We start from the raw sequence: 17,588 nt of genomic DNA, 5'->3' as shown, positions 1-17,588 counted from the left end.
CGCTCAGCCGAGCCGACCGTGCGCTGACCTTGTGCTCCGGGCACGCGAAAACTCCCGGAGATCTCCTGACGGAAACCCCCGGGAGCCTTCCCGCTACTACGTCGCGGGTACTACGGCCCTACGGCGCGCTGCGCTGACCGGGCAGACTCGCCGCCCGACTTGTGGCGTACGCCTCACGGCCGTTCTCCGCCGAGGAGGCCGACGCGGACGCCGCCGCCGACAGCGCGCTCGCCGCCGTACGACGGGTCTGCATCGGGACCGGGCCGTCCGGGTGCAGCGCGGGCGGCAGCCCGGCCGGACCCAGGGAGCCAGGACCACCGCTCTGGCCGGGAGCGCCGTCGCCGTCCACCTGCTTGTCGCCCTGGGGCCTGCGGGCGCGGTACGCGGCCCGGTAGGCGGCGGGCGACGAGCCCAACTGGCGCCGGAAATGGCCGCGTAGAGCCACCGGCGAGCGGAAGCCGCAGCGACCCGCGACCTCGTCCACCGAGTAGTCCGACGTCTCCAGCAGGCGCTGCGCCTGGAGCACCCGCTGCGTGATCAGCCATTGCAGGGGAGCGCTCCCGGTGAGCGAGCGGAAGCGGCGGTCGAACGTACGCCTGCTCATGTACGCGCGTGCCGCCAGCGTCTCCACGTCGAACTGTTCGTGGAGGTGCTCCAGCGCCCAGGCGACGACCTCCGCGAGCGGGTCGGCGCCGATCTCCTCTGGTAAAGACCGATCGAGATAGCGCTCCTGGCCGCCGCTTCGGCGCGGTGGGACCACCAGGCGCCGGGCGAGCGCGCCGGCCGCCTCGTTGCCGTGGTCCGTCCGCACGATGTGGAGACAGAGATCGATTCCGGCCGCCGTACCGGCGGACGTCAGCACGTCCCCGTCGTCGACGAAGAGTTCCCTCGGATCCACGTGCACCGACGGATAGCGCTTGGCCAGCGTCGGCGCGTACATCCAGTGGGTCGTCGCGGGACGGCCGTCCAGCAGGCCCGCCGCCGCCAGCACGAAGGCGCCGGTGCACAGGCCGACGATGCGGGCCCCTTCTTCGTGCGCCCGGCGGATCGCGTCGAGTGCCTCCTCCGGCGGTGGCGAGGTGATCGACCGCCAGGCCGGCACGACGACGGTGCCCGCCCGTGCGATCGCTTCCAAGCCATGCGGTGTGGTGAGTTCCAGCCCTCCGGTGGTGCGCAGCGGGCCTTCTTCGCCACCGCACACAAGGAGGCGGTAGCGCGGAACTCCGGCGTCCTGCCGGTCGATTCCGAACACCGACAGCGGTATGGAACTCTCGAAGATGGGGCCGCCGCTGAACAGCAGCACCGCGACGATCTCCTTGCGGCGTCGCCCGGAAAGTTTCCGGGCCGCGGCTTCCGGCGCGGCAGTGGAGTCGTGGCTCATACTGCTAAGCCCCCCTCGGTGGTCGCGGCTCCTCGGTTGTGTCGCTCCTGCACGTTTCCCCTCGGTCCTGCACGAGTCCCCCGCCGTAAGACGTCAAGATCGAATCTACTGTGTCCAGTGGTGCCGGGGTGACCAGTTCGGCAACCGGCACATTGTCGACATGGCAACTTGGCGTGAAGCATTCGATCACGAAGCGTTGCACTCGTGGGCCGTGCAGGGAAGTGCGCCTCGTCGTAGTGGCCAATCCCCGTAGGGTGCGCAAGGCCTCCCAGACCCTTTCCGTGCAGGTGGAACGGGGGTTGGGGGGTGGTGAGGGCAACGGATGCACGGTGGCCGGAAGTTGGCTGAAAAGCGTCGGGCGCGTGCGCTGAAACCGGTCAGTCGACCGGTGCACTTCCGCCCGCGTGCCGCCCGCCCCTGTGCGCCCCCGCCCCGGCCCGGTGACGGTGGCCGCGGTGCGGGGGCTGTTCTTCGGCCAGTGGCGGTGCCGGCTCCTCGGGCAGCAGCCGGGCCTCGCTCTGTTCGGAACGGCGCAGCAGCACCCGGCAGGCGGCGGTGACGGCCGCGAGGCCCAGGGCCGTACCGGTGGCGCCGGCGAGCGAGGTGCCGTACCAAAGGAGGACCAGGGGGACGAGGACGCAGCTGAAGACCGCCCAGCGGACCACGTCGGTCGCGGTGTCGGGGCTGGGGTGTCCCTCGGAGGTCGTGCGGTGTCCGGACATGGCGTGCTCCCTGGGGCGGCGGCTCGCCGGGTTCGACGCGGCGGTGGCTCGCCGGGTTCAACGCGTGTTCGATGCGTCGGTCACTGTAGGGCAGTCCACGGCAGTCCATGGAGGGACATGGGGCGGCGCGGATAAGTGAATCCTGTGCAAACCGCCTGTACGGGGCAGCAACCATTGCGTTACGGGCGCCCCCTCGTGCATGCTCCGGGGAACTCCGCCGGAGCATGTGCGGGATATGGGCTAAGGAGGAGTGCCGCCGTACCCTTGGGGGTATGGGGTTGGGAAGATGATTCCCGGACACAGCTCCGCCGCATCCTGTTGTCCCCTCCCAAGAGGATCAAAAAGCCGAGACACCCATGGCCGGTCACGAATCTTTCGAACCCGCGGACCGCAAGCGGCCCGTCGCCGATCCCACGGCGGCCGAGCCCCTGGCGGCGGAACAGCCACGTCATTCCTGCGACCCAGCCTTCAAGCACGGCGTCGTCGTCGGCTTCGACGGCTCGACGTCCAGCGAGCGTGCCCTCGCCTACGCGATCGGCATGGCCCATCGCTCCGGCTCGGGCCTCGTCATCGTCCATGTCGCCAACCGGCTGCCCACGACTGTCTGGGCGGGGTGTGAGCCGCCGGTCTTCGTGGACGTGCCGGATCACCGCACCGAGGTGTTGGGGCTTGAGCTGGCGTGCGCCGAGTACTTGGCCGAAGTGCCCTGGATTCTTGTCGAGCGTGGTGGGGACATCTGCCATGAACTCGAAGAGGTGGGGCGGGAGTACGAGGCGGATGCGATCGTTGTGGGCTCGACCCATGGGATCGTCGGGCGCATCTTTGGCTCTGTTGCGGGGCGGTTGGCGAAGCGGGCGCAGCGGCCTGTGATTGTCATCCCGTAGGTCGGCTTAGCGCCCTTGGCTGACTTGCCGTCAACTGCGAGGCCCCCCATGTGTGTTGGGCACACGTGGGGGGCCTGTCTGTTGTCTTGCCTCTGCGGGCCCGGTGGGGGCTGGTCGCGCCCACGCGGCGGAGCCGCAAATTGATACAGCCCCGCGCCCCTAAAGGCAAAAGACCAAGACCTCTACTCGACCGTGACTGACTTCGCGAGGTTGCGCGGCTTGTCGATGTCCCGCCCAAGCGCCAACGCCGTGTGGTACGCCAGGAGTTGGAGCGGAATCCCCATCAGGATCGGGTCCAACTCGTCCTCGTTCTTCGGGACGACGATCGTCTGGTCGGCCTTCTCCTGGTGCTGGTGGGCCACCGCCAGGATGCGGCCGCTGCGGGCCTTGATCTCCTCCAGGGCGGCGCGGTTCTTCTCCAGGAGGTCGTCGTTGGGGACGATCGCCACCGTGGGGAGGGCGGGCTCGATCAGGGCGAGGGGGCCGTGCTTCAACTCCGAGGCGGGGTAGGCCTCGGCGTGGATGTACGAGACCTCCTTGAGCTTCAGGGAAGCCTCGCGGGCCACCGGGTAGCCGCGGACGCGGCCGATGAAGAGCATCGAGTGGGCCTCGGCGTACTCGGCCGCCAGCTTCTTGATCTCCTCCTCCTGGTCGAGGATCTCGGAGATCTGGGCCGGCAGCTTGCGCAGGCCCTCGATGATGCGCTTGCCGTCGCGGACCGAGAGGTCGCGGGTGCGGCCCAGGTGCAGCGCCAACAGGGCGAACGCCACTGTGGTGTTGGTGAAGCACTTGGTCGAGACGACACAGACCTCGGGGCCCGCGTGCACGTACATGCCGCCGTCCGCCTCGCGGGCGATCGCCGAGCCGACGACGTTCACCACGCCGAGGACGCGGGCGCCCTTGCGCTTCAACTCCTGGACCGCAGCCAGCACGTCGTACGTCTCGCCCGACTGCGAGACCGCGATGTACAGGGTGTCGGGGTCGACTACCGCGTTGCGGTACCGGAATTCGGAGGCCGGCTCGGCGTCCGCGGGGATGCGGGCCAGCTCCTCGATCATCTGGGCGCCGATCATGCCCGCGTGGTACGAGGTGCCGCAGCCGAGGATCTTCACGCGGCGGATCTGCCGGGCCTCGCGGGCGTCGAGGTTCAGGCCGCCGAGGTGCACGGTGGAGAAGCGGTCGTCGATGCGGCCGCGCAGCACGCGGTCCACGGCGTCGGCCTGTTCGAAGATCTCCTTGTGCATGTAGGTGTCGTGGCCGCCCATGTCGTAGGAGGCGGCCTCCCACTCGACGGTGGTCGGCTCGGACGTGGTCCGCGTGCCCTCGGTCGTGTATGTCCGGAAGTCGTCGGCCTTGAGGGTCGCCATCTCGCCGTCGTCCAGCGTCACTATCTGGCGCGTGTGCGTCACCAGTGCGGCGATGTCCGAGGCTACGAACATCTCCTTCTCGCCGATCCCGAGGACCACCGGGGAGCCGTTTCGAGCCACCACGATGCGGTCGGGGAAGTCGGCGTGCAGGACGGCGATGCCGTACGTCCCCTCGATCACCCGGAGGGCGTCGCGGACCTTGTCCTCCAGCTTCTCCTGCTGGGAGCGGGCGATGAGGTGGGTGAGGACCTCGGTGTCGGTCTCGGAGAGGAACTCGACGCCGTCCGCTTCCAGCTTCTTCCTCAGGTCCGACGCGTTGTCGATGATGCCGTTGTGGACGACGGCGACCTTGCTGTCGGCGGACAGGTGCGGGTGGGCGTTCACATCGGAGGGGGCGCCGTGGGTGGCCCAGCGGGTGTGGGCGATGCCGGTGGTGCCCTTGAAGCGTGCCGGGACCTTGGCCTCCAGGTCACGGACCCGGCCCTTGGCCTTGACCATCTTCAGGCCGGCCGCCTTGGGGGTCGTCACCACGATGCCCGCGGAGTCGTAGCCGCGGTACTCCAGCCGCTGCAGGCCCTCCAGCAGCAGCGGAGCGACGTCACGCTTGCCGATGTATCCGACGATTCCGCACATATATATACGTATTCCTAGCCGTAGACGATCCGGCGCAGCTGCCGGAGGGTGAGCTCCGGCGGGGCCACGGCCCGGTATTTCAGGTCCGCCTCGATCCGGTCGAAGATCGTCGCGTTGACCAGGCCCTGGGCCTGGAGCTCGCGGTGGCGGCGACGGACGTACTGCTCGGTCGTCTCGTCGAAGTAGGCGAGCACGTCCTGGATCACCCGCAGTGCCTCGCCCCGGTTGAGGGGTGAGGAGCGCGTCAGATGATCAACGAGTTCGTCGTGCACCCGGTTGATCCTGGGGTACCGAAGGGAGGTTTGCAAGAATCCTGCCCGATATCGGGCAACCGCCTGTTGAAAGTCTTATGGGGCTCTGTTCGCAAGCTGTCCATCCTGTGTCTTGCGCACCGTTGCCCATGTCGACGAGTTTCAGACGCCATGGACATTCCTCGTATGGGAGTACCCGCGGAGCTCGCAGAGCGCATGAGCATGGCGGAGCAGCACGAGTACCTGCGCGCGAGATTCTCGCGGCGCACGATGGTCAGGGGCGGTGCCGTGACACTCGGCGCCATCGCGGGTGGCGTGTTCGTGCCGGGCGCGGTCGCCCAGGCGGCCGTCCCCAGCCAGGCCTCGGCCACCTACGCCGCCACCTCCGGCGAGTCCGTCGACGGGGCCCTCGTCTCCCCGTTCGGCCGGCACCTCGCCTTCGGCAACGACCCGAGCACGGAGGTGACGGTCTCCTGGCAGGTCCCGATCAACGTCAAGAAACCGTTCGTCCGGATCGGCGCGCACCCCTGGGACCTCTCCCGCAAGATCGAGGCCGAGGTGCGCACGCTGTACACCCCGGCGGGCGTCGGCGCGAGCGGCGACCACACCCAGTACTACCTGCACGCCAAGCTGACCCACCTGCGCCCGGGCAAGACCTACTACTACGGCGTCGGCCACGCGGGCTTCGACCCGGCCGAGGCCCACCTCCTCGGCACGCTGGGCACCTTCACCACCGCCCCCGACCACAAGAAGGCGTTCACCTTCACCGCCTTCGGCGACGAGGGCGTCGGCTACCACGGCCTGGCCAACAACAGCCTGCTGCTGGGCCAGAACCCGGCCTTCCACCTGCACGCCGGTGACATCTGCTACGCCGACCCGGCGGGCGCCGGCCAGACCACCGACGCCGGTTTCGACTCGCGGACGTGGGACCAGTTCCTCGCGCAGACCGAGTCGGTCGCCAAGTCCGTGCCGTGGATGCCCGCCTACGGCAACCACGACATGGAGGCCTGGTACTCGCCCAACGGCTACGGCGGCGAGGACGCCCGCTGGAACCTGCCGGACAACGGCCCCGACAAGAAGAACCTGCCGGGCGTCTACTCCTTCGTCTACGGCAACACGGCGATCATCTCGCTGGACGCCAACGACGTGTCCTTCGAGATCCCGGCCAACCTCGGCATCTCCGGCGGCACCCAGACCAAGTGGCTTGAGGCGCAGCTCAAGAAGTACCGCGCCGCGCACGACATCGACTTCGTGGTGATCTTCTTCCACCACTGCGCGTACTGCACCTCGACGGCGCACTCCTCGGAGGGGGGAGTGCGCAACGAGTGGGTGCCGCTGTTCGAGAAGTACACGGTGGACCTGGTCATCAACGGCCACAACCACCAGTACGAGCGCACCGACGTCATCAAGAAGGACGCGGTCGTCAAGAAGCTGCCGATCGGCGGCACGGCCTACCCGGAGACCGAGGGTGTCGTCTACGTGACGGCGGGCGCGGCCGGCCGCAGCCTGTACGCGTTCTCCGCCCCGGACTCCTACGAGGGCCACGTCGCCGACCTCGACTCGGTCGCCGCCTTCGTCAACACGAAGGACGGCAAGGTCAACGAGACGGTCGCCTGGTCGCGCGTCCGCTACCTCAACTACTCGTTCCTGCGCGTGGACGTCCAGCCCGCCTCGAAGGGCCGTACGACCACCCTGACGGTCCGCGGCATCGCCGAGACCGGCGCCGAGATCGACCGCTTCACGGTCGCCCGCAAGGCCAAGTAGCCCTGAAGTAGACCGAGTTGTGCCCGGAAGGCAGGGTGCGACTCATCCCGCAGGCGGTCCTCGGTTGACGGATGGTCACATCCGTTTGAGGACCGCCTGTTTGGCCATCGCGAACTCCTCGTCCGTGAGCACCCCGTCCCGGTGCAGCTCCCCGAGTTCCCGCAACCGCCGCAGCAGCGCGTCGTGGCCGTCCTCCGCCGCGGCCGTCAACTGCCGTGCGGGTGCAGGCTGTTCAGGTCGTACGTCCGTCTCGGCGGCCGGGTGCGGGAGGCGGGCCTGGACGGCCGCGGCGACCAGGGCCATCAGCGGGTCCTTCTTGAAGCCCCACAACTCCACGGAGTTGGGGTCGTACTTGGGCGGTGCCTTGGTCGGCGCGTGGCGCACCGAGAAGCGGATGTAGCCGTTCTCCAGCCCGGCCGACGGACGCCACTCCACGCCGACGAGGTCGGTGACGGCGAGGGTGCGGGCGCCGGCGGCGGACTTGGCGTCCTCGGTCTTCCAGTTCCACTCCAGCCGGACGCGCTCGCCGTCGAAGCTCGCCGTGCCGTCCCCGGCGGACACCGAGAGCGGTACGGCGGGGCCCGGCAGCAGGTACGCGTCCACCGGGGCGGCCGGGGCCTCGTCGAGCAACAGGGCGCCCCGCACCTCGTCCACGAAGTACTCGGCGACGCCGTACCGGTCCGACTCGACGGGCAGTTGGTAGGGGTCGTCGCCCTCGGTGAGCCGGCCGCCGGTGGCGTGCAGCAGCGGGTCGGCGCCGTCGCGCAGCCGCAGTCTCAGCCGACCCGACTTACGGCCCTGCTCGAACGAGACGCCCGCCAACGCGCCCAAGGGGACGACGAGTTCACCCAGGGTCTTGCGGAACAGGCCGACGTTCTTGTCCCGTCCGGGAGTCAGCCGCAGGGCGTCGCCGTCGAAGATCCAGGTGCCGTCCTTCTGGATGATTTCCGCCATGGGAGGGATTCTTCCACCGGTCAGGCGACAGAATGGTCTGTACCTGTCCGGGCTCAAAGGAAGTTCAAAGGAAGGGACCGCTCGTGAGACGCCTTGTGAGACAGCGCCACAGAACGACCCGCCTCCTCGGCTCGCTACTGCTCGTCGCCGCCGCGAGCGTGTCCGTCGTCGGCGCCGCACCTGCCGCCGCGCCCGCCACCGCCACCCCGCTGGGCCGGGTGGTCCCGGCGCCCGCCAAGGTCACCCCCGCGGGGCACCCGTACAAGATCACGAGCAGCACCCGCATCCGCGTCGACGACACACGCGAGTCGCGCCGGATCGGCGCGTACCTCGCGGGCATCCTGCGCCCCTCCACCGGTTACCGGCTGCCGGTCACCTCGCGCGGGAAGGGCGGCATCCAACTCCGCCTGGCCAAGGGCACGTTCGGTGCCGAGGGCTACCGGCTCGTCAGCGGGGTCGCGGGGGTCACCATCACCGCGAGCAGGCCCGCAGGCCTCTTCCACGGCGTGCAGACCCTGCGCCAACTCCTGCCCGCCGCCGTCGAGAAGAAGTCGGTGCAGCACGGCCCCTGGCAGATCGCGGGCGGCACCATCGAGGACTCCCCGCGCTACGCCTACCGCGGTGCGATGCTGGACGTCTCCCGGCACTTCTTCACGGTCGACCAAGTCAAGCGCTACATCGACGAGTTGGCGCTCTACAAGATCAACGAGCTGCATCTGCACCTCAGTGACGACCAGGGCTGGCGCATCGCCATCAACTCCTGGCCCCGCCTGGCGACTTACGGCGGCTCGACCGAGGTCGGCGGCGGCACCGGCGGCTACTACACGAAGGACGACTACAAGGAGATCGTCCGCTACGCCTCCTCACGCTTCCTCGAAGTGGTTCCCGAGATCGACATGCCCGGCCACACGAACGCGGCTCTCGCCTCCTACGCCGACCTGAACTGCGACGGCATCGCGCCCCCGCTCTACACGGGCACGGACGTCGGCTTCAGCTCGCTGTGCGTCGGCAAGGACCTCACCTACGGCTTCGTGGACGACGTGATCCGCGAACTGGCCGCGCTCACCCCGGGCCGCTATCTCCACATCGGCGGCGACGAGGCGCACTCCACCAGCCATGAGGACTACGTCAAGTTCATGGACCGGGTGCAGCCGATCGTCACCAAGTACGGCAAGACGGTGATCGCCTGGCACCAGATCACCGGCGCCCATCCCGTGAAGGGCGCCCTCGCCCAGTACTGGGGTCTCGACGACACCGACGCCGCCGAGAAGGCGCAGGTCGCCGAGGCCGCGAAGAACGGCACCGGGCTGATCCTCTCGCCCGCCGACCGGGTCTACCTCGACATGAAGTACACCGAGGACACCCCGCTCGGCCAGGACTGGGCAGGGCTCGTCGAGGTCAAGCGGTCCTACGACTGGGACCCGGGCAACTACCTTGCCGGGGTGCCGAGTTCGGCGATCCGGGGCGTCGAGGCGCCGCTGTGGTCGGAGACCATCGTGACCGACGCCAACATCCAGTACATGGCCTTCCCCAGGCTGCCGGGCGTGGCCGAGCTGGGCTGGTCGCCGGCCTCGACGCACGACTGGGACACGTACAAGGTGCGGCTCGCGGCGCAGGCCCCGAGGTGGGACGCGCTGGGGATCGACTACTACCGGTCGCCTCAAGTCCCTTGGCCCGCGAGCTAGTTGATGTAAACGTGTAGTGGTTCAGGGCAAAAGGACGGGCACCCCGGGGGACCGTACCCCGGGGTGCCCGCCTGCTGGTGGGGTCAGAACCCGGCGATCGGGTTCTTCAGGGTGCCGACGAGCTGGAGTGCGCCGGCCGGGTCCGCCAGGTCCACCATCTGCTTGTTGTTGCGCAGTTGGAGACGGTTGAGGCAGGACAGCGAGAAATCGGGCGCGAACATGTCGTACTGCCGGAACTTGTCGGCGAGTTCGGGCGCCGCGTCCTGGTACTCGCGGGTGACGTCCGCGACCGTACGCCAGAAGTCGTCCTCCGCCAGGACGCCCTCGGCGGCCAGGCCGGCGGCGAGGAAGCGGAAGAAGCAGTCGAAGACGTCGGTGAAGATCGACAGGAGTTTCTTGTCCTCGGGGACCTCGACCCGCAGCCGCTCGACCGTCGGCGGCAGCACCGCGTCCGGGTCCATGACGGCGATCTCCTCGGCGATGTCCTTGTAGATCGCGCGCTCGACGACACCGTCCTTCAGGACGAGGATGACGTTCTCGCCGTGCGGCATGAACACCAGGTCGTAGGCGTAGAAGCTGTGCAGCAGCGGGGTGAAGTACGCCTGCAGATACCGCCGCAGCCACTCCACCGGGGTCAGTCCCGACCGCTCGATCAGCGCGCCGGCGAAGGACGCGCCCTCGTGGTCCAGGTGCACGAGCGAGGCCATGGTCGCCAGCGACTCGCCGTCCTGGAGCGAGGAGACCGGGCTCTCGCGCCAGAGCGCGGCGAGCATCTTGCGGTACGGCGAGTAGCGGTCGGTCGCCGCCTCGTACTCCAGGTGGCGGTAGCCGACGGCGGCCTGCTCGCGGATGATCGACAGGCCGGTGGACTTCAACACCGGGTCGTTGTCGATGAGTTGGGCGAGCCAGTCGTTGATCGCCGGGGTCGCCTCCATGTAGGCGGCCGACAGTCCGCGCATGAAGCCCATGTTGATGACGGACAGGGCCGTCTTCACGTAGTGCTTCTCGGGGTGGGACTTGTTGAAGAAGGTCCGGATGGACTGCTGGGCGAGGTACTCGTCGTCGCCCTCGCCGAGGCACACGAGATGGCCGCGGGCGATCTCGGCGGCGAAGGTGACGCTGAGCTTGTTCCACCACTGCCAGGGGTGGACCGGGATGAGGAGGAAGTCGTCGGGATCGAGACCCTGCTCGGAAAGTGTGACGCGGAAACGGTTCAGCGTCACACTTCCCAGCTCCTCCCTCAGGAAGGACTCGTACTCGATGCCCACGCCCGCCGTGAACGCGGCCCGCGAGCGGTGCGCGGCCAGCCACACCAGGCGGACCGGGCTCGCGGTCTCGGGGGCGTACGAGAGGTACTCGTGGATGCCGAAGCCGAGCCGGCCGTTGTTGGCGACGAAGCAGGGGTGGCCCTCGGTCATCCCCGTCTCGATGGCCTGGAAGTCGCTTTTGACCAGCTCGGCGACCGGGAGCTGCGGCTTGGTGAGCTTGTAGCAGGTGCCGGAGAGGGTGGAGGAGATCTCCTCCAGGTAGACCGGCAGGATCTCCTCGGTCAGCCCGAGCGCCTGCTTCAGCTCGATGAAGAACTCCAGTGCGGCGAGGGGGAGTTCGGCGCCGTCGCGGTGACGGGTGATCGAGTCGGCGTCGACCTGCCAGTGGTCGAGGGCGTACCGGGTGGCGGTGAACCGGTACCGGGTCAGGCCGTCGTCACTGCGGACGACGTACAAGTCACCGTCTTTCTCGACGAGTTCGGGGGTGAGCAGCCGCTCGTGCGCGAACTCGGCGAGGGCCTTGCGGATGAGGAGGCGGTTGGCCTTCTCCCAGCGTTCGGGGGAGAGGTGGGCGACGGCGTCGGCGAGGCTCATGCGGACACCGCCGTCGCCATCAAGCTGTGCTCATTAAAGAAGCGTTCCCGTGTGCAGAAGCTCAACAAGGCTTTCTTCTCCGGCTTTTGGATCTCGCGCTCGGGCACGAACCCGACCGCCTCGTTCAGTGCGTGTACGGCGGTGTTGGACACGTCCGGTTCCACGACGACGCGTGCGACGGCCGGGTCCTCGAAGAGGCGGGCCAGCACGGCGGTGATCACCGCACGGGTGAAGCCGTGGACGGGCGCCTCGGTGGCCGGTGTCAGGAAGTGCATGCCGACGTCACCGGGCAACGGCTCGTACAGGCCGACCAGTTCGCGGTGACGGGGGTCGTAGTACTCCATCAGGAAGACGGGGACCCCGTCCTGGAGCCCGAGCAGCGCGTGCTGGTGCTCGTCGGCCGCGATCTCCATGTACGCGCGCTCGACATCCTCCAGTTTCGCGTCCTGCATCATCCAGAACGCGGCCTTGGGGTGCGTGAGCCACCGGTGCAGCAACTCGGCGTCCTGGAGCGGGTCCAGGGGGCGGAAGGTGAAGGCGTCGGTGAGGGCGGTCATACGGCGAACTCCTGGAACGCGATGGTCTGTTCGACCGGGTAGTACTCGGTGCCGAGCAGCTCACGGATGATGTACGAGTTGCGGTACGCGCCCATGCCCAGGTCCGGGGACGTGATGCTGTGCGCGTGGACGCCGGCATTCTGGAGGAAGACGCCCCGGCCCGTGGTGTCGATCGAGTAGTTGCGCGCGATGTCGAAGTTGCCCCGACTGTCGTAGCGCAGCCGCTCGTGGACGGGCTTGAGGAACTCCGGCTCGGCGTACTTGTAGCCGGTGGCGAGGATCAGGCCCTGGGAGCGCAGGGTGTAGTCCTTCTCCTGCTCCTCCTGCCGGAGACCGAGTTCGTACACACCGTCGCGGTAAGTGGCGCTGTCCAACGAGGAGTTGGTGAGCAGCCGGGTGGGAACGGGACCGCCGACCTTCTTCTGGTAGAGCAGGTCGAAGATCTCGTTGACGAGGTCGCCGTCAATGCCCTTGAAGAGGCCCTTCTGCTCGGCCGTGAGGCGGTAGCGGGTCTGTTCCGGCAGCGCGTGGAAGTAGTCGATGTACTCCGGGGAGGTCATCTCCAGCGTGAGCTTCGTGTACTCCAGTGGGAAGAAGCGCGGCGAGCGCGTCACCCAGTTCAACTCGTAGCCGTGCACGTCGATCTCGGCGAGCAGGTCGTAGTAGATCTCGGCGGCGGACTGCCCGCTGCCGACCAGCGTGATCGACTCCTTGGCCTGCAACTCCGCTTTGTGCTGCACGTACCGGGAGTTGTGGATGAAGTCCCCGCCCAGACCCGCTACGGCCTCCGGGAGATACGGCGGGGTACCGGTGCCCAGGACCAGCTGCCGGGCGCGGAACACGTCACCGCCCTCGGTCCGGACGACGTAGACCTCGGCATCGTCCTCGTACGCCACTTCGCTGACCGTCGTACTGAAGCGCACGTTGGTGAGCTTGCCTGCCGCCCAGCGGCAGTAGTCGTCGTACTCGACGCGCAGCGGGTAGAAGTTCTCGCGGATGTAGAAGGGGTACAGACGCCCCTTCTCCTTCAGGTAGTTGAGGAAGGAGTACGGCGAGGTCGGGTCGGCGAGGGTGACCAGGTCCGACATGAACGGGGTCTGGAGGTGGGCGCCGTCGAGGAACATGCCGGCGTGCCACTCGAAGTCGGGCTTCGAGTCCAGGAAGACGCCGTCGAGTTCGGCGATCGGCTCGGTGAGGCAGGCGAGGCCGAGGTTGAAGGGCCCGAGCCCGATCCCCACGAAGTCGTAGGTCTTGTTCGAGGCTTCAGGAAGCGCGGTCAAGGGACTCTCCCAGGTACTGCTCGGCGTGGCCGGCGATCAGGTCGAGGACGGCGGCGATGTCGTCGGTCGTCGTCTCGGGGTTGAGCAGGGTGAACTTCAGGTAGTGGCGGCCCGCGACCTTGGTGCCCGCGACCACCGCGTCACCGGAGGCGAACAGGGCCTTGCGGGCGTACAGGTTGGCGCGGTCGATCTCGGCCGGGTCGGTGACGGCGGCCGGGATGTAGCGGTAGACGAGGGTGGAGAGCGAGGGCTCGACGACCACGTCGAAACGGGGGTCGGCGGCGAGCAGCTTCCACCCCTCCACGGCCAAGTCGCAGACCTCGTCGAAGAGTTGACCGATGCCGTCGGCGCCCATCACGCGCAGCGTCATCCACAGCTTGAGCGCGTCGAAACGGCGGGTGGTCTGGAGGGACTTGTCGACCTGGTTGGGGATGCGCTCCTGCACCGCGCGGCGCGGGTTGAGGTACTCCGCGTGATAGGTCGCGTGGCGCAGCGTGTCGGCGTCACGGACCAGCAGGGCGGACGAACTCACCGGCTGGAAGAAGGACTTGTGGTAGTCCACGGTGACCGAGTCGGCGCGCTCGATGCCGTCGATCCGGCCCCGGTGCTTCAGCGAGGCGAGCAGACCGCAGCCGTAGGCCGCGTCCACGTGCATCCACACCCCGAACTGCTCGCACAGGGCGGCGACTTCGGGCAGCGGGTCGATGGAGCCGAAGTCGGTGGTGCCGGCGGTGGCGACGACGGCCATCGGGACGAGCCCGGCGTTCTTGCAGCGCTCCAACTCGCGGGCGAGCGCGACCGTCTGCATGCGCTTGTCGGCGCCGACGGGTATCGACACGACGGAGTCCTGCCCGAGGCCGAGCAGTTTCGCCGACTTCTTCACGCTGAAGTGGCTCACCTCGGAGGCGAAGATCCGCAGTTTGGCCAGGCTGTCGGTCTTCGACTCCTCGCGGGCGAGCAGCAGCGCCTGGAGGTTGGACTGGCTGCCGCCGGAGGTGAACACCCCGTCGGCGTGCGGCCCGAGGCCGATCCGCTCGTTCGTCCAGTCGATCAGCTTGCGCTCGATGAGGGTGCCGCCGGCCGACTGGTCCCAGGTGTCCAGGGAGGAGTTGACGGCGGAGAGCACCGCCTCGCCGAGCACGGCCGGGATGACGACCGGGCAGTTGAGGTGGGCGAGATAGCGGGGGTGGTGGAAGTAGATCGCGTCACGCAGATAGACCTCGTCCAGCTCGTCCAGCACCGCGCCGGTGTCGTGGAGCGGGCGGTCGAGGTCGATCCGGTCGATGAGGGGGGAGAGGGCGTCGACCGAGACGCCGGTGAACGGTCGTTCCGTGGTGGCGAGTTTGGCCGCCACCCGCTCCACGCCTTCCGTCACGGAGCGGCGGTAGTGCTCCGCCGTCGTGTCATTGAGCAGGTGCGAGCGCATGTGGGGGTCCTCCGGTGGGGAAGTCCGTGCGGGACAGGTGAGCGGCGGGGTTCCGCAACATCAACTTAGGTAAGCCTAACCTAACTTAATGTCCATGAAGCCCGCCGCTCCCGTGACAGCCGTCACTCACGCATCAGCTGCCTCTCACGCCCAGCTGTCCCTCACCCGGCGTCGCGCAACTGCTCCTCGCTGAGCCCCTGCCGCCAGTACCCGACAAAGGTCACCCGGCGCCGGTCGAACCCGCGCTCACCCACGAAGTGCCGCCGCAACGCCTTCACTTGACCGGCCTCGCCCGCGATCCACACGTACGGCCGCTCGGCAGGCGGCAGTTGGGCATCCCGAAGGGCGCCGAGGGCCATGGGGGACCCCTCGACGCCCTGGTTCTCACGCACCAGCCAGGTCACTTCGGCATCGGCGTCGGTGGCCAAGTCCTGGATATCCCCGGCATGTTGGACTTCCAGCCACACCCGCGCACGGGTCCCCGCGGGCAGCCCTTCCAGAATCGCCGAAGCGGCCGGCACGGCGGTCTCATCGCCCCACACGACCACCAGATCGGCATCCTCCGGCGGCCGGAACCGAATCGCCCGATTGTCCGCGACAGCCGGCCCGAGCAGCACTACCCGATCACCGGCGGAGGCGCGCGACGCCCAACGGGAGGCAGGACCGGCGGGTTCGTGCAGCACGAAGTCGATATCGATCTCGTCGGGGCAGCGCCGCAACGCGCGCAGGGTGTACGACCGCATCACGGCCCGTACGCCGTCCGGGAGTTCACGCCACCCCTGCCACCACCCGTCCCCGAGCTCGTACGGAACAGCGGGCTCCACCTGACCGGGTTGGGGAAGAAAGAGCGACAGGGACTGATCACACCCGCCGGAGAAGAAGTAAGCCAGATCGTCCCCCGCGAAGGTGACCCGGACCAGAGACGGCCCAAGCCGCTCCGTCCGCACGACGTGGAGTGAAAAGAAGCGGAAGGGCGCGGCAACGGCCGTAGTCATGGGGGGCTCCTCTGCAGGGGCGTGAGGTGTCCTACCTAAAGGGGCGCGGGGAACTGCGCGACCAGCCACACACGGCCCGCAGCTCCCCACAAAGCGCAACCACTCCTAAATCAACTGACCTTCTTCGCGTTCTCAATAGCCTTCGCGAGATCCTCAAGCAACGGCGCGCACTTGTCGTACGACAGAATCGGCTCAGGATTACGCGCGATGACCTGCCCGGCCTTAACAGCGGGGAGCTTCTTCCACGTGCCCTCGGTAATGTCCGCGGGCTGAACCGCCGACGTCCGGTTGTCCATCATGATGACGTCCGCCCCGTACTTGTCGACGTTCTCCCAGCTCAGGTTCTCGTACCATCCACCGCTCGCCTTCAACGCGGCAGCGGACGGCTCGACGAAGTTCACGCCGAGCGCCTTGAAGTACTCCAGGTCGACGGAGAGGTTCGACCCGGAGACGTAGAAGATGTCCTGGCTCGCGGACCCCACGAGAACCTTGATGTCCGGCTTGGCCTTGGCCGCGGCACGCAGCCGTGCAGCCGCGTCCTCGAACCGCTTCTTGGCCGCGGTGATCGTAGCGGAAGTGGTGTCCGCACCAAGGGACTTGGCAAGCTCCAGCATCCGCTGCAACGGCGTCGGCAGCTGCACGTCGTACACCGAGATACCGACGGTCGGCGCGCCCACGGCGAGGATCTTCTTCTTCGACTCCTCCGGGACGTACCAGAGCGTGCCGGCCGAGTCGAACATCGTGGTGATGAGGACGTCGGGGGCGAGGGCCGCGTACTTCTCGATGTTGAACTGGCCCCACTCGTTGCCGATGACGGTGACCTTGCTGATGTCGAGGTCGCCGGCCTGCACGTCGGCCTTGCCGTCCTTCAGCTTCGTCGGCCCGAAGACGCCCTTGGACTCGATGCCGTAGTCGTGCAGCGCGGCGGCGACGCCGATGAACGAGACGATGTTCGCCGGGATCTTGTCGGTCTTCGCGGTGGTGCCGCGGTCGTCCTTGAAGGACCAGGGGCCGGACTTCGTCGCGGCCGTCGTCTCCTTGTCCGAGCCACCGCTTTTCGCGTCGTCGTCGCCGCAGGCCGCGAGCACGGCACCGAGGCCGAGGGCGCTGCCCGCGGCGAGGATGCCGCGGCGGGAGAGGTGGGTGGCACGGGCGTTGGACATGTGTGGCTGCTTTCGAACAGGGCGGAGCGCCCGCCGGACAATTCGAAGGTAGGTTAGCCTAACCTCACTGAGTGTCCAGTGGTCGGGTGGTCACCGTCCGCCGCCCCGGCCACTGAGCCGCGCTCAACTCACCTCAGGCGGCGGCCCGTTGCCGGCGGCCCGGCGATTTGGCCGCATCGCGGCGCCGGGTGGCCAGGACGTCCACCGGATCGCCCGCGCGACCGGAAGGCTCTCTGTCAGGGCCGAGGGATCTCGGCGTACATCAGCGGGTCGATCTCGAACGCGACCGTCGGTGCGAGGAGCGCCACCGCGACGTCGGGACCCATGCCGTCGTCGGTCTCCGTCGGGGCCGGTGCCGGCGCCCACCCGTGCTCGGGGGGCACCCACACCTCCAGCAACCGCCATGGCTGCTGGAGCGCACCGTTCCCGACGTAGCCGAGGAACAGGTTCAGCCCCGTGGCCAGTGTCGCGGTGGCCGCGAGCCGCGCCCGAGGTGTGCGCATCACGGCCAGACAGGTCGTGTCCTCGCCCATGCCGCCCTTGCCCTCGTCCTGCAACTCCCGGTCGTCGGTTCCCGGGACGCTGTCACCCCGGGTGTTGGCGTCGATCGAACTCGGGGTTCTCGTTGAGGAGTACGGCGCCCATCACACTTTGGCTTTCAACC

Annotated in this window: 15 protein-coding genes; 3 read left to right on the top strand and 12 right to left on the bottom strand. The window is 68.3% G+C overall.

The window, feature by feature from the left end:
* Positions 1-118 precede the first annotated feature (118 nt).
* Positions 119-1,381, bottom strand: coding sequence for a helix-turn-helix domain-containing protein (locus OG588_RS18020; protein WP_405948187.1), 1,263 nt, complete (start codon positions 1,379-1,381; stop codon positions 119-121).
* Positions 1,382-1,758: 377 nt separating this feature from the next.
* Positions 1,759-2,103 (bottom strand): hypothetical protein, encoded by a 345-nt coding sequence (locus OG588_RS18015; protein ID WP_405948186.1) that lies wholly within the window; start codon positions 2,101-2,103, stop codon positions 1,759-1,761.
* Positions 2,104-2,459: 356 nt separating this feature from the next.
* Between OG588_RS18015 and OG588_RS18010 the strand changes: the two genes are divergently transcribed.
* Positions 2,460-2,987, top strand: a complete 528-nt coding sequence (locus OG588_RS18010; RefSeq protein ID WP_019056585.1) for a universal stress protein — start codon at positions 2,460-2,462, stop codon at positions 2,985-2,987.
* 182 nt (positions 2,988-3,169) lie between these two features.
* Here OG588_RS18010 and glmS read toward each other — a convergent pair whose 3' ends face one another.
* Positions 3,170-4,987: a glutamine--fructose-6-phosphate transaminase (isomerizing) gene (gene glmS, locus OG588_RS18005; RefSeq protein ID WP_019056584.1), complete on the bottom strand. Its 1,818-nt coding sequence runs from the start codon at positions 4,985-4,987 to the stop codon at positions 3,170-3,172.
* Between the two features lie 14 nt (positions 4,988-5,001).
* On the bottom strand, positions 5,002-5,259 hold the full coding sequence (locus OG588_RS18000; RefSeq protein WP_019056583.1) for a hypothetical protein: 258 nt from the start codon (positions 5,257-5,259) through the stop codon (positions 5,002-5,004).
* Between the two features lie 165 nt (positions 5,260-5,424).
* On the opposite strand from OG588_RS18000, the gene OG588_RS17995 reads away from it, so the two are divergent.
* Positions 5,425-7,002 carry a purple acid phosphatase family protein gene (locus OG588_RS17995; RefSeq protein ID WP_405948185.1) on the top strand — a complete coding sequence of 526 codons (1,578 nt, stop codon included), beginning with the start codon at positions 5,425-5,427 and terminating at the stop codon, positions 7,000-7,002.
* A gap of 75 nt (positions 7,003-7,077) precedes the next feature.
* On the opposite strand, the gene OG588_RS17990 is transcribed toward OG588_RS17995, so the two are convergent.
* Entirely contained in the window at positions 7,078-7,956 is an 879-nt protein-coding gene (locus tag OG588_RS17990; protein ID WP_405948184.1) for a DUF4429 domain-containing protein, read from the bottom strand.
* A gap of 95 nt (positions 7,957-8,051) precedes the next feature.
* Here OG588_RS17990 and OG588_RS17985 point away from each other — a divergent pair, with 95 nt between their 5' ends.
* Positions 8,052-9,641: a beta-N-acetylhexosaminidase gene (locus tag OG588_RS17985; protein ID WP_405953151.1), complete on the top strand. Its 1,590-nt coding sequence runs from the start codon at positions 8,052-8,054 to the stop codon at positions 9,639-9,641.
* An 83-nt stretch (positions 9,642-9,724) separates the two neighbouring features.
* On the opposite strand, the gene OG588_RS17980 is transcribed toward OG588_RS17985, so the two are convergent.
* The 7 genes from OG588_RS17980 to OG588_RS17950 all read right to left on the bottom strand — a co-directional run bounded on the left by OG588_RS17980 (position 9,725) and on the right by OG588_RS17950 (position 17,481).
* Positions 9,725-11,503, bottom strand: a complete 1,779-nt coding sequence (locus OG588_RS17980; RefSeq protein WP_405948183.1) for an IucA/IucC family protein — start codon at positions 11,501-11,503, stop codon at positions 9,725-9,727.
* Positions 11,500-12,060, bottom strand: a complete 561-nt coding sequence (locus tag OG588_RS17975) for a GNAT family N-acetyltransferase (RefSeq protein ID WP_405948182.1) — start codon at positions 12,058-12,060, stop codon at positions 11,500-11,502. Before OG588_RS17975 ends, OG588_RS17980 begins: the two co-directional genes overlap by 4 nt.
* Positions 12,057-13,340 (bottom strand): lysine N(6)-hydroxylase/L-ornithine N(5)-oxygenase family protein, encoded by a 1,284-nt coding sequence (locus OG588_RS17970; RefSeq protein WP_405948181.1) that lies wholly within the window; start codon positions 13,338-13,340, stop codon positions 12,057-12,059. Before OG588_RS17970 ends, OG588_RS17975 begins: the two co-directional genes overlap by 4 nt.
* A complete protein-coding gene (desA, locus tag OG588_RS17965) occupies positions 13,324-14,766 on the bottom strand; it encodes a lysine decarboxylase DesA (protein ID WP_405948180.1) in 1,443 nt (480 codons plus the stop codon). Before desA ends, OG588_RS17970 begins: the two co-directional genes overlap by 17 nt.
* Before the next feature lie 161 nt (positions 14,767-14,927).
* A complete protein-coding gene (locus tag OG588_RS17960) occupies positions 14,928-15,761 on the bottom strand; it encodes a siderophore-interacting protein (protein ID WP_405948179.1) in 834 nt (277 codons plus the stop codon).
* Between the two features lie 110 nt (positions 15,762-15,871).
* Positions 15,872-16,924: an ABC transporter substrate-binding protein gene (locus OG588_RS17955; protein WP_405948178.1), complete on the bottom strand. Its 1,053-nt coding sequence runs from the start codon at positions 16,922-16,924 to the stop codon at positions 15,872-15,874.
* Positions 16,925-17,160: 236 nt separating this feature from the next.
* Positions 17,161-17,481, bottom strand: coding sequence for a hypothetical protein (locus OG588_RS17950; protein ID WP_405948177.1), 321 nt, complete (start codon positions 17,479-17,481; stop codon positions 17,161-17,163).
* Between the last annotated feature and the right edge of the window lie 107 nt (positions 17,482-17,588).

The sequence above is a fragment of the Streptomyces prunicolor genome (genome assembly GCF_045162825.1).
GTDB lineage: Bacteria > Actinomycetota > Actinomycetes > Streptomycetales > Streptomycetaceae > Streptomyces > Streptomyces prunicolor.
This window is presented reverse-complemented; position numbering and strand designations above follow the sequence as displayed.

Excerpts from the sequence above, each read along its gene's own strand:
- OG588_RS18020 (WP_405948187.1), bottom strand. The coding sequence starts at position 1,381 with ATGAGCCACGACTCCACTGCCGCGCCGGAAGCCGCGGCCCGGAAACTT.
- OG588_RS18015 (WP_405948186.1), bottom strand. The coding sequence starts at position 2,103 with ATGTCCGGACACCGCACGACCTCCGAGGGACACCCCAGCCCCGACACC.
- OG588_RS18010 (WP_019056585.1), top strand. The coding sequence starts at position 2,460 with ATGGCCGGTCACGAATCTTTCGAACCCGCGGACCGCAAGCGGCCCGTC.
- glmS (WP_019056584.1), bottom strand. The coding sequence starts at position 4,987 with ATGTGCGGAATCGTCGGATACATCGGCAAGCGTGACGTCGCTCCGCTG.
- OG588_RS17995 (WP_405948185.1), top strand. The coding sequence starts at position 5,425 with ATGGGAGTACCCGCGGAGCTCGCAGAGCGCATGAGCATGGCGGAGCAG.
- OG588_RS17990 (WP_405948184.1), bottom strand. The coding sequence starts at position 7,956 with ATGGCGGAAATCATCCAGAAGGACGGCACCTGGATCTTCGACGGCGAC.
- OG588_RS17980 (WP_405948183.1), bottom strand. The coding sequence starts at position 11,503 with ATGAGCCTCGCCGACGCCGTCGCCCACCTCTCCCCCGAACGCTGGGAG.
- OG588_RS17975 (WP_405948182.1), bottom strand. The coding sequence starts at position 12,060 with ATGACCGCCCTCACCGACGCCTTCACCTTCCGCCCCCTGGACCCGCTC.
- desA (WP_405948180.1), bottom strand. The coding sequence starts at position 14,766 with ATGCGCTCGCACCTGCTCAATGACACGACGGCGGAGCACTACCGCCGC.
- OG588_RS17960 (WP_405948179.1), bottom strand. The coding sequence starts at position 15,761 with ATGACTACGGCCGTTGCCGCGCCCTTCCGCTTCTTTTCACTCCACGTC.
- OG588_RS17955 (WP_405948178.1), bottom strand. The coding sequence starts at position 16,924 with ATGTCCAACGCCCGTGCCACCCACCTCTCCCGCCGCGGCATCCTCGCC.